The 11,645-nt window shown below is 61.0% G+C and carries 10 protein-coding genes; 7 read left to right on the top strand and 3 right to left on the bottom strand.

The features are described from left to right. Positions 1-160 precede the first annotated feature (160 nt). The gene (glmU, locus tag QZ409_RS10010) at positions 161-1,540 is read left to right on the top strand and encodes a bifunctional UDP-N-acetylglucosamine diphosphorylase/glucosamine-1-phosphate N-acetyltransferase GlmU (protein WP_296710151.1); all 1,380 of its coding nucleotides are present in this window, start codon (positions 161-163) and stop codon (positions 1,538-1,540) included. 234 nt (positions 1,541-1,774) lie between these two features. Next, the gene (gene glmS, locus QZ409_RS10005; RefSeq protein ID WP_296710148.1) at positions 1,775-3,604 is read left to right on the top strand and encodes a glutamine--fructose-6-phosphate transaminase (isomerizing); all 1,830 of its coding nucleotides are present in this window, start codon (positions 1,775-1,777) and stop codon (positions 3,602-3,604) included. A gap of 121 nt (positions 3,605-3,725) precedes the next feature. On the opposite strand, the gene QZ409_RS10000 is transcribed toward glmS, so the two are convergent. Then, the gene (locus QZ409_RS10000; protein WP_296710147.1) at positions 3,726-4,133 is read right to left on the bottom strand and encodes a DoxX family protein; all 408 of its coding nucleotides are present in this window, start codon (positions 4,131-4,133) and stop codon (positions 3,726-3,728) included. Here QZ409_RS10000 and QZ409_RS09995 point away from each other — a divergent pair. Beyond that, positions 4,132-4,275: a hypothetical protein gene (locus tag QZ409_RS09995; RefSeq protein WP_296710145.1), complete on the top strand. Its 144-nt coding sequence runs from the start codon at positions 4,132-4,134 to the stop codon at positions 4,273-4,275. The genes QZ409_RS10000 and QZ409_RS09995 overlap by 2 nt on opposite strands. A 13-nt stretch (positions 4,276-4,288) precedes the next feature. Here QZ409_RS09995 and QZ409_RS09990 read toward each other — a convergent pair whose 3' ends face one another. Together QZ409_RS09990 and QZ409_RS09985 are read right to left on the bottom strand one after the other, a co-directional pair. Further along, positions 4,289-5,200 (bottom strand): LysR family transcriptional regulator, encoded by a 912-nt coding sequence (locus QZ409_RS09990; RefSeq protein ID WP_296710243.1) that lies wholly within the window; start codon positions 5,198-5,200, stop codon positions 4,289-4,291. Between the two features lie 193 nt (positions 5,201-5,393). After that, complete coding sequence (locus QZ409_RS09985; RefSeq protein WP_296710143.1) at positions 5,394-6,908, bottom strand: carbohydrate porin; 1,515 nt, start codon at positions 6,906-6,908, stop codon at positions 5,394-5,396. Positions 6,909-7,580: 672 nt separating this feature from the next. On the opposite strand from QZ409_RS09985, the gene QZ409_RS09980 reads away from it, so the two are divergent. The 4 genes from QZ409_RS09980 (at position 7,581) to QZ409_RS09965 (ending at position 11,637) form a co-directional block, all read left to right on the top strand. Then, positions 7,581-8,489: a LysR family transcriptional regulator gene (locus tag QZ409_RS09980; protein ID WP_296710141.1), complete on the top strand. Its 909-nt coding sequence runs from the start codon at positions 7,581-7,583 to the stop codon at positions 8,487-8,489. Between the two features lie 87 nt (positions 8,490-8,576). Then, on the top strand, positions 8,577-9,398 hold the full coding sequence (locus QZ409_RS09975; RefSeq protein ID WP_296710139.1) for a DUF1932 domain-containing protein: 822 nt from the start codon (positions 8,577-8,579) through the stop codon (positions 9,396-9,398). 49 nt (positions 9,399-9,447) lie between these two features. Beyond that, positions 9,448-10,575: a 4-oxalomesaconate tautomerase gene (locus QZ409_RS09970; protein WP_296710136.1), complete on the top strand. Its 1,128-nt coding sequence runs from the start codon at positions 9,448-9,450 to the stop codon at positions 10,573-10,575. 33 nt (positions 10,576-10,608) lie between these two features. Further along, positions 10,609-11,637 (top strand): amidohydrolase family protein, encoded by a 1,029-nt coding sequence (locus tag QZ409_RS09965; RefSeq protein WP_296710134.1) that lies wholly within the window; start codon positions 10,609-10,611, stop codon positions 11,635-11,637. Positions 11,638-11,645 lie beyond the last annotated feature (8 nt).

Genomic DNA, 11,645 nt, shown 5'->3' with positions numbered 1-11,645 from the left:
GGCCAAAGGCTTTATACGAATAGAGATCGTCCTTATCCGTCCGCTCTTCGCCGGCTGGCGGGTTTATAAACTAATTTGCGGCGGTTGCGAGGCGGATTTTTTGCTTTGCCGGATTTTGCCGCTCCCCTATACACGCCTACCTGAAAGTGCCGAGGGTCTCATGACGACCGAAACCGAAAGCCGCGCCGCGCCGCGCCGCTGCCTCGCCATCATTCTCGCCGCCGGCGAAGGCAAGCGCATGCGCTCGGCCCTGCCGAAAGTGCTGCACAAGGTCGCCGGGCGCTCGATGCTCGCCCATGTGCTGGATTCGGTAAACCGGGCGGGTGCGGACGCGGTCGCCGTGGTGGTGGGGCCGGGGCGGGACGATGTCGCCGCCGAGGCGCGCGCCGCCGCGCCGGAAGCCCGGATTTTCGTGCAGGCGGAACGACTCGGCACCGCCCACGCCGTGCTCGCGGCCCGCGACGCCTTGGCCGAGGGCTTCGACGATGTTCTGGTGCTTTTCGCCGACACCCCGCTGACCCGGCCCGAGACTTTCGTCCATTTGCGCAAAAAACTTGGCGACGGTTCGGGCATCGCCGTGCTTGGCTTCGAGCCCGAGGACCCAACTGGATACGGCCGGCTGCTCACCGACAATGAGGGCGGGCTGCTGGCGATCCGAGAGCACAAGGACGCCAGCCCCGCCGAGCTGGCGGTCGGCGCCTGCAACGCCGGATTGATGGCGCTCGACGGCAAGAGAGCGCTCGACTGGCTGGCGCGCATCGGCAATTCCAACGCCCAGCAGGAATATTACCTGCCGGACGCCGTGGTCATGGCGCGAGCGGAAGGCGCCGCCTGCGCGCTTGTCATGGCGCCGGCGCAGGAAGTGCTGGGCGTCAACGACCGCGCCCAGCTTGCGGTCGCTGAAGCGGAAATTCAGCGGCGGCTGCGGCTGGCGGCCATGCTCGGCGGCGCCACTTTGATCGCGCCGGAGACGGTGTTCTTCAGCTTCGACACGGTTCTGGGCTCCGATGTGCTGGTCGAGCCGCATGTGGTGTTCGGACCCGGCGTGACGGTCGGCGACGGCGGCGTCATTCATTCCTTCTCGCATCTCGAAGGCGCGACCTTGGCCAAGAATGTCTCGATCGGCCCCTACGCCCGGCTGCGGCCCGGAGCGAAACTGGCGGACAAGGCGCGGATCGGCAATTTCGTCGAGATCAAGCAGGCGGATATCGGAGAAGGCGCCAAAGTCAATCATCTTACCTATATCGGCGACGCCAGCATTGGCGCGCGCGCCAATATCGGCGCCGGAGTCATCACCTGCAATTACGACGGCTTCCTCAAATATCGCACCAGCATCGGCGCGGACGCCTTCATCGGCTCGAATTCGGCATTGGTCGCGCCGGTGAAGATCGGCGACGGCGCCTTTGTCGGCTCCGGCTCGGTGGTGACGGAGAATGTCGAAGCCGACGCGCTAGCCGTCGCGCGCGGTCGTCAGGCGGTCCTGCCTGGCTGGGCTGCGGCCTTCCGCAAGAAGATGGCTGCGCTCAAACCCGCCAAATAGGCGAGGCTCCCGGCCATAAGGCTTAGATAGCCGCTTCCAAAGATGGCCAGGCCCGAGCTTTGCGAATTTTGCGAAAGGTTGCAGAGTTTTTAAAAAGATGCGGCGTTCGGCGCATGCGCGGGCCCTTCGTCGCGTCGCCTAAGTCTTGTTAAAGCATTGTCGCGCAAATTGACTTGCGTCGGGCCTTGAACCCGGCCTTTCTGATCGGCGCGATCAATCGGAGATTTTGCATTCATGTGCGGCATTGTCGGCATTCTCGGTCAGGGTCCCGTCGCGGGGCCGCTGATCGACGCGCTCAAGCGGCTCGAATATCGCGGCTATGATTCAGCCGGCATCGCCACGCTGGAGGACGGAAGGCTGCAGCGCCGCCGCGCCGAGGGCAAGCTGCGCAATCTCGAAGCCCTTTTGCGCGAGAAGCCTCTGCACGGCTCCGTCGGCATCGGTCATACCCGCTGGGCGACGCATGGCCGCCCCACCGAGAATAACGCCCATCCCCACACCACCGACAAGCTCGCGGTGGTGCATAATGGCATCATCGAGAATTTCCGGGAATTGCGCGACGAGCTCATCGCGCAGGGCCATGAATTCGTCACCCAGACCGACACCGAAGCCGTGGCGCATCTGGTGACGGAGCAGATCCGTCGCGGCCTGTCGCCGGAACAGGCGGTCGCCGCCAGCCTGCCCCGGCTCAAGGGCGCTTTTGCGCTGGCGCTTCTGTTCGACGGCGAGGAAAACCTGCTGATCGGCGCGCGGCGCGGCGCCCCTTTGGCGGTCGGCTATGGCGAGGGCGGCGAGATGTATCTCGGCTCCGATGCGCTGGCGCTCGCGGCCTTCACCGACACCATCACCTATCTCGAAGACGGCGACTGGGTGATCCTGCGGCGCGGCTCGGCGGAATTCCGCAACGAGGACAACGAGCCGGTGTCGCGGCCCAAATTGAAGACGCAAGCTTCCGCCTTCCTGGTGGACAAGGGCAATTACCGGCATTTCATGGCCAAGGAAATCCATGAACAGCCGGAAGTCGTCGCGCGCACGCTCGCCCATTACATCGATTTTTCCGCCGGCGCGGTGCGGCTGCCGTTCGAACTGCCGTTCGACGCCAAGAGCCTGACCGGCATCACGCTGACGGCCTGCGGCACGGCCTATTACGCCGGTCTCGTCGCGAAATACTGGTTCGAGCGTTTCGCCCGGCTGCGAGTCGAAATCGACGTGGCGTCGGAATTCCGCTACCGCGAAGCGCCGCTGCCGGAGCAGGGGCTGATGATCGTGGTCTCGCAATCCGGCGAGACGGCGGATTCGCTCGCCTCGCTGCGCTACGCCAAGGCCAATGGCCAGACGATCATCGGCGTGGTCAATGTGCCGACTTCGACCATCGCCCGCGAGAGCGACGTCGCGGCGCCGACCCTCGCCGGTCCGGAAATCGGCGTCGCCTCCACCAAGGCCTTCACCTGCCAGCTGACCGTTCTGGCGGCGCTCGCGGTGGCTCTGGGCCGGGCGCGCGGCGTGCTCGACGCGGCGGAGGAAAGGCGGCTGGTCAATGAATTGATGGTCGTGCCGGGCCTGTTGGCCGAGGCGATGAAGCTGGAGGCGGGCATCGAGACTCTGGCGCAGCATCTCGCCAAGGCGACCGACGTGCTCTATCTCGGACGCGGCACGTCTTATCCGCTGGCGCTGGAAGGCGCGCTGAAGCTCAAGGAAATCTCCTATATCCACGCCGAGGGCTATGCCGCCGGCGAGCTGAAGCATGGCCCCATCGCGCTGATCGACGAGGAATTGCCGGTGATCGTGATCGCGCCGACCGATCCGGTGCTGGAAAAGACCGTCTCGAACCTGCAGGAAGTTTCCGCGCGCGGCGGGAAAATCATCTTGGTCGGCGATTCCAACGCCATCGAAGCTGCGGCGGTCACGCTCTCCGGCGAGATTCGCATGCCCGACATGGCGCCGGAATTCACGGCCATCGTCTATGCCGCGCCGATCCAGATGCTGGCCTATTACACGGCGGTCCATATGGGCAAGGACGTCGATCAGCCGCGCAACCTGGCGAAAAGCGTCACGGTGGAGTGACGCTGAATACAACAAAGCAGGGCGATGCGCGGCGAGCGGCTTTGGCCATGCAGCAGCCGTCTGCGCTGGGTCCGGCATCGCGCCAGATCTGGCCAGCGATTTTGCCCGCACCGACCAATTTTCACTGCGGCAACGATGACGATCTGCGCAAAACGGCGTCGAGGCTCCAGGCGCCGGGGCCGGCGAAAATCAGGTAGAAGAAGATGAAGCTGAACAGGATCGCCGCGTCGCCCTGGTTGAGCGCCGGCCAGAAGCTTTTCGGCGCGTGAAGCAGGAAATAGCCGACAGCGATTTCTCCGGAGCAAATAAAAGCCGCGAAGCGGGTCAGGAAGCCCATGGCGACCAAGGCGCCGCCGACGACTTCGATGATCGCCGCGGCGAGTAGCAGGAGCGGCAGCGGATCCGGCGCCCCGGGCTGGGCCGCCGGGAAATGGAAAAGCTTCATCGAACCGTGCTCGATAAAGAGCAATGCGGTCATGATCCGCAGGACGGCAAGGGCGTGCGGCGACCAGGCGGCCAGTTTCGACATGATTTTCCTCCTTCTCGCCTGCGCGGAGCGACGTAATGATCGTTCGCTCACCCCTTCAATCATCGCGCACGGCATTGCTAACATAACCGCAGTGGCTGTCGTCCAGGCGCAGCGCAAGAATGAAAAATCAGATCTGGCCTGAACCGCGACGGCGGCTAAGCGCTGAGTTTATGGGGCTTCACGGCCGCCTGCATTTCCTGGCGCAACAGCTTGATGAAACCCATCGCGAAAGTCGACAAGGGTGAGCCAATCTTCGTGGCGATCCAGGTGTCAAAATGCGTGGGTTCCGCGATCCGCAACAGCTTGATTCCAGGCATGATTTCGTCGGCGACAGAGAATTGATCGATAATAGCTATGCCAAGCCCCGCGCGTACGAGCGCGCAAACCGTCATGCCAAACCGGGCGCGAATTGTGATGTCATAAGGATAATTATTCTGGGCGAAAATATTCGCCATGATCCGTCCATAAGGATCATTGGGATCGATGCCGATCAGAGGGTAGCGAACGATGTCTTTCGCGGACACGATTTGCTGGCTCGCAAGTTCATGGTGTTCCGGCACGATGCAATAGAGTTCCCCTGAGCTGAGCGGCTCGAAGCGCAGGGCCGGGTGTTCGATGCGATAACTCATCGCCACCAATTCGCCTTTGCCCAGGAGGAGGTAATCGATCGCTTCCTCAATTTTCACAACATTGATGTCGAGCCGCAAGTCGGAATGAGCCTGGCGCAAGCGCTTGACTGCGCGGGGCACCATGGACATTGAGATGCTGGGAACGGAGGCGATTTTGAGTTCCTGGGATGCGCCGCTTTCCAGATTCTGGATGATGTAACGCAGATCTTCGACCTTGCCGAAAACGCCGTTGATTTGTTCGAAAATGGCCTGTGACATCTTGGTCGGAATCAGGCGTCCCTGACGACGGTCGAACAGCAGGAAGCCCAGGGACTGCTCGGTATATTTGACCAGTCGGCTGAGCCCAGGCGCCGAAACATTGAGAAGGCGCGCCGCGCCCGCCAAGGTCCCGGAAACCATGACTGCACGGAGAACCTCTAATTGTCGGAGGGTCAGCATCTGTCGTGCCATGCGGAAAAGCTCCCCGAAGCGCCAAACTGACGTCGGCTTGCATGTTTCAGTCTAACAATTTTCGTGAAACAGGCCAACTGGTGGTTCATTTCGAACTGAAACAGCCCAGCAACCGCGAGCGGGATTGCAGGGCTGTTTCGTAAGGCGCGCAATCACCCTGAACGACGCGCCAGCATTCACGTCAAAAAACAAACTTGGTCTCGAGGCCGATCACCTTGGAATTGGCGTAACGCTCCGAGGCCTTGGTCGCTACGAGGGCGCCTGGATTGGTTTGCAACTGGGCGAAGGGCTTGAAGTTCAGCCAGGGCGTCAACTGGACGCCGTAGTTGAGTTCAAGCGTCGTGAAGTTGTTTTTGACCGGAACACCCAGCGTCCTTTCCTTAAAGGCGACCCAGCTGTTGTTCAAGGTCACGTAGGAGACGGCGAACGAGACCGTATCGTTCTCACGGCCAGCGAAGGTCCCTCTCCATGTTGCGCCGGCTGAAACCTGGTTTTTCCAAAGCGCAGTGGTGTGATCGCCAATCAAGCCGGAAGCGAACACCCGGAGGCCCTGATCGCCTGTGCCATTGGTTCTGAAAACCTGCTGTTCGAACATGGCGTAAACGCCATACTGATACAGTCCATAGGTTGCGCCCTTGTAAAGCAAGGTCGTATCGCCATGGACGCTGTCAAAGTAACCGCCGAGCTTGAAAGAGCCGTCCAGATCGGTCGGATTGAGGCCCCAGAGGTAGCCCATTTCCGCCGGAATATTATAACCCTTGCTGTTCTCAAGGCCCAGATCCCAGCCGTGGGTGACGCCCGTCAGCTGCGGCTGGAACGTCGTGATCGCGGCCATGGCGTAGAAATTATCGGTCGGCGTCAATTTCACGCGGGCCGTCCAGGCACCGCGCGGGGCGTCATACCAACCCTTCGAATCCGCGGGCATCGACTGCATATGCGCGCAGAAATTCGTGTTGACGAAATTGTACCAGACCCGGGAGGTGCCGAATTCATTGCCATAGGGATAGAAGCCGATGCGGAGGCTGGCCTTGTCCTCGAAAAACGGCTGATCATACCATAACTGGGACAGGCGGAAGTTCTGACCCTGGCCGAAGATCTGCAAGGGCTCGAGGCCATTGCCCGTGTTGGCGGCCGTGCCCTGAGTGTAAGGAGACAAGGGAGAACCGGCGCGGTCGGTCATGTAGAAGGCGAAAAGTCCGCCATTTTGCCAGCCGAAGGCCTTGACCGTATCGACCGAGAAGCCGGCGCCGAGCTGCTGCGCATAGGCCGTGCCTGGAGATTTGCCGCCGGCGACATTGGCGCCCGATTCATTGACCATGTCCATGCGGACATCGACGCCCATATTGTGCAGACGCGTGCGCTCGCCGCCCCAGTCGCCAGACATATATTTTTTGGGATCATAAGGCGAAACGGGAGCCGGCACCGCTCGCCAATCGAAGTGCAGCCACGTGCCCGCGGGCGCGGGAAGCGGCGCCGGTTTGGCGGGATCCGTGGCGAGCGCGACCATCTGGCTTTTCGCCGGCTTCTTGACGGCGGCGTGATGCATCTTGTTCGGGTGGTTCTCGACCGGAGCAGCCGGATCCGCCTGAGCGGCGCAAGCGATGAGCGCGAAAGCCGGAATGGCGATGGCGGCGGTCAGCGCCCGCTTGCGGCTAAGGCTTGTGCGCGGCGTCGCCGTGCGGTCACGATGTTCCATTTAACTCCCCCGAGGAAAATCTGAATCGATGCGAGGCGTGTCACGCCGCGTGAAACAACATTCCAGCTTCGACGCTCTCCGCTTGGTCGCGGGCGCCTCTTGGTTTTGCATCAAGCAATCTTGCCGACTGCGACGGCTCTTTGTCAGGCTTGTGAGCAAGCCCGAGTAAGGTCCGTGAGACTCATGTTGATCGCCTCGGACAGGATCCGCCGGTCGCAATGGCGGGGGAACTGTTCTTCAAAATCGACATCCTGCGTCCTCCCGCCGATTGCGCCGCCGTTTTCTGTTTGGCCTTCGACCGGTTTCCGGTTCTTCGGGCCGCCGCGCTGTTTTTTTTGCCTCGTTCGTCAATAAATTTTTTTTCATATAACGCGACTATAAATTTCGGTGGCTGTCGTAACATTATGTTAGTTGAATGGATGTCGGAGGGTGCTGTTTCTCCTTGTTTTCATGGGGTCTTGGCCGGTTTGGGGCGCCGCCGGAATCCGTCCTCGCACATCGTGACTCGACCGAGTGTGACATTTTTCCTTCAGTCATCTTGAAGGCGATTTCGATTTACCGCAAAGGCGGCAAAGCCGATGTCGTTTCGTACCGGTCGCCCGTCTTGTTATCCCGCGCCAAATCGTCACATTGGCTTGTCTTCAAGTTACAGTCCTCTGGACAGGCGTCCTCATGCGGATCGACTTTCTCGGCGTTGAAGCCTTTCTAAGCATTGCCGAACGCGGAAGTTTTCAGCGCGCCGCGACGCATCTCAATCTGTCGCAAACGGCGCTCAGCCATCGGATCCGAAAACTCGAAGCCGATCTCGGCGTCAAACTTTTCATGCGCACGACAAGACAAGTCTCGCTGACTCCCGCGGGAGCCGAGCTTTTGCCCAAGGCGCGGGCGATGCTGGAAAATCTGACGGAGTCCTATGAAGCCTTGCGGGCGCAAGGCCGCGAGCGGCAGGAGCGGTTATCGATAGGCTGCCTGCCCACCATTGCAACCTATTATCTCCCCAGCCTCCTCAAGGAGTTTTCACGCCGCCTGCCGGATATCAGTGTCCGCGTCCACGACAATTCGGCCAATGAAATCGCCGCTTTGGTCGAGAAGGGCGAGGCTGAATTCGGCATTACGGTGCTATCGGCCAGTCGCTGGGATCTTGAAATGAAGCCTCTAATGAAGGAGCGCTATGTTCTCCTTTGCCCCGCGGATCATCCGCTGGCCGCGAAAAATTTCGTCAGCTGGAGCGATTTCGAAGGCGCTCCGCTCGTGCGCATCAGTCCGCAAACCGCCAATCGCGCCATCATTGACGAGGCCCTCGGCAGTCGTCGTGAATTCATGCAATGGCGCTACGAGGTCCAGCATATCGCCACTGCCGTTCGTCTGGTGCTGGAGCGTGTCGCGCTGACCGTCGCGCCGCGTCTCGCTGTCGATGTTTCCATCACGCCTGGCATTGCCGCCCTACCGATCCGAAATCCGACGATCACGCGAACGCTTGGGCTTGTCTCAAAGCGCGGCTATCCTTTTTCCGCCGCCGGCGAAATCATGCTCGACATCGTCATCCAGAAATTCCGCGACGCGGATGATGGTGACGGATGAAGTCAATTCATTAATCGTCCTATTCTTGTCATTTGAAATCATCAATCGGGTGCGTCACTTTCAAACCGTCGGGTTTGGGAGCACGACATGTTCAAAATCAATAAATTGGCCTTTATCGGCTACGGTGAGGTCGGACGCCTTTTCGCGCAACAATTGCGAGACGGCTCCGGCGTGCAGATATCGGCCTTCGACCTCAAGCTGAATTCCGCGGAAGACGCCGCGCCGTTGATCGCGGCCGGGCAAGCTTCCGGCGTGCATCTGGCGCGCAGCGCGGCCGACGCGGCTTCGGGTGCGGAAATCATCATTTCGGCTGTCACCGCTGACGCGGCCGCCGAGGTGGCGGAGGAAGCCGCGACCTATCTCGCTCCCGGCCAGATCTTCTTCGACGTGAATTCGGCCTCTCCCTCGACCAAGGCGGGCTGCGCCAAGGCGCTCGAAGACAAAGGCCTCGATTATGTCGAAGGCGCCGTCATGGCTCCTGTCGTCGGACCCGGCATTCGCGTGCCGATCCTGACCGGCGGCGCGCGGGCGGCGGAACTGACAGAGGCGCTCAACGGTTTCGGGATGAATCTGCGCCATGTTTCCGACCGGATCGGACGCGCTTCGGCGACCAAACTGTGCCGTTCGATCATGATCAAGGGCATTGAGGCGCTGATCATCGAAAGCGCCAAGGCCAGCGCTCATTGGGGAGTCAGCGAGGACGTATTCTCTTCGCTCAATCAGACTTTTTCCGGCGCCGACTGGGCGGAACTGGCGCAACTGATGGACCAGCGCGTCGCCAAACATGGCGTGCGCCGCGCCGCAGAGATGCGGGAAGCCGCCGCCATGCTCGCCGATATGGGCCGCGATCCGGAATTGATCAGGGCGGTCGCCGACAGCCATCAACGCCGGGCGGCAATCGCCAAGTAACGACGAAAAGCACGACAAGCCGCTCAGCGGCGCGTGGGGAGGAATGTGAATGACACGGACGTCGCAAACGGCGGTTCCCTGCCTGTTGATGCGCGGGGGCACCTCAAAGGGGCCGTTTTTCAAGGAAAGCGATTTGCCCGCGGATGTCGCAACCCGCGACAAGGTTCTGCTCTCGGTCATGGGCTCGCCCGATCGCCGCCAGATTGACGGATTAGGCAGCGCGCATCCGCTCACAAGCAAGGTCGGCATCGTGCGCAAGAGCGCGGTACCTGGCGTCGATCTCGACTTTCTTTTCGCGCAATTGCAGCCCGACAAGGACACCGTCGACACGACGCCCAATTGCGGCAACATGCTCGCCGCCGTCGTGCCCTTCGCGCTGGAAACGGGGATGGTCGCCGCAAAGGGAGACGTCAGCAGTTTTCGCGTATTGACGCTCAATACCGACATGCAATGCGATATCGCGGTGCAGACGCCCGGCGGCATCGTCAATTATGACGGCGACGCCCGCATTGACGGGGCGCCGGGAACCTCGGCGCCGATCACCATCAATTTCCTCGATACGGCGGGCTCGGTCTGCTCCGGCCTGCTGCCGACAGGCAAGGTCAAGGATCGTGTGACGGTTGAGGGCGAAGGTTTCGCGCCTTTCACGCTCGACGTTACATGCATCGACAACGGCATGCCGCTGGTGATCTTCAAAGCGAGCGACGTCGGCCGCACGGGCTACGAAAGCGTCGCCGAGATGAATGGCGATACTGAGTTGAAGACGCGGATCGAGGCGCTGCGCCTCCAGGTCTCGCGCCTCATGGGGCTCGGGGACGTTTCCAAGAAGAATTATCCCAAAATGACGCTGATCGCCGCGCCCCGGGAAGGGGGTGCGATCGCCACCCGCAGCTTCATTCCCCATGTTTGCCATGACGCGATTGGCGTCATGGCGGCCGTCACTGTCGCCACCGCTTGCGTCCTGCCGGGGTCGGTCTGCGAAGGCGTCGCGCAAATGTCGAAGGGCGCGGCGCCGATCGTTTCGGTCGAACATCCGACGGGCGAATTCAGCGTGACATTGGAGACCGACCCCGCTGACCCGACCAAAGTCACCAAGGCCGCGCTTCTGCGCACGGCGCGTCTTCTGATGCGCGGCGAGGCCATGGTTCCGGCGGCCGTATGGGGCGGCCAAAACTGAAATATCAAATCAAACTATCCGATAGGAACGACCATGATCATCGATTGCCACGGCCATTACACGACCGCGCCCAAAGCGCTTGAAAATTGGCGCAACCAGCAGATCGCCGGCATTAAGGATCCGTCGCAAAAGCCCAAGGTCGCTGATCTGAAAATTAGCGACGATGAATTGCGCGAAACCATTGAGGCCAACCAGCTCCGCCTGATGAAGCAGCGCGGCAGCGACCTGACCATCTTCTCGCCGCGCGCCAGTTTCATGGCGCACCATATTGGCGATTTCGAAGTGTCTTCGACCTGGGCGGCGATCTGCAACGAGCTTTGCTATCGCGTCGCGCAATTGTTCCCCGATTATTTCATAGGCGCGGCCATGCTGCCGCAAAGCCCCGGCGTCGATCCGAAGACCTGCGTCTCGGAACTCGAAAAATGCGTCAAGGAATATGGCTTCGTCGGGATCAATCTCAATCCCGATCCGTCCGGCGGCCACTGGACCAGCCCGCCGCTGACCGACCGGCACTGGTATCCGATCTATGAGAAAATGGTGGAATATGACGTTCCCGCCATGATCCACGTCTCGACCAGCTGCAACGCCTGTTTCCACACTACCGGCGCGCATTACATCAACGCCGACACGACGGCCGTGATGCAGCTCATCCAGGGCGACCTGTTCAAGGATTTCCCCGAGCTCCGTTTCGTCATCCCGCATGGCGGCGGCGCCGCGCCCTATCATTGGGGCCGTTATCGCGGTCTGGCGCAGGAGCTGAAGAAGCCGCTTCTGTCCGAGCATTTGCTGAAAAACGTGTTCTTCGACACCTGCGTCTATCACCAGCCCGGCATCGACCTGCTGACCAAGGTGATCCCCGTCGAGAATGTGCTGTTCGCGTCGGAAATGATCGGCGCGGTGCGCGGAATCGACCCCGAGACGGGGCATTATTACGACGACACCAAACGCTACATCGAGAACACGCTGAACCTCAACGAGCAGGAGCGGTTCCAGATTTACGAAGGCAACGCCCGCCGCGTGTTCCCACGCCTCGACGCCGTACTGAAGGCCAAGGGCCTCTAAGAGCCAAC

Origin of the sequence: Rhodoblastus sp., assembly GCF_019449565.1 — a bacterium.
In the GTDB taxonomy this organism is placed as follows: Bacteria; Pseudomonadota; Alphaproteobacteria; order Rhizobiales; family Beijerinckiaceae; genus Rhodoblastus.
The sequence above is the reverse complement of the archived record's forward strand: the minus strand, read 5'-3'. Positions and strand labels throughout refer to the sequence as shown.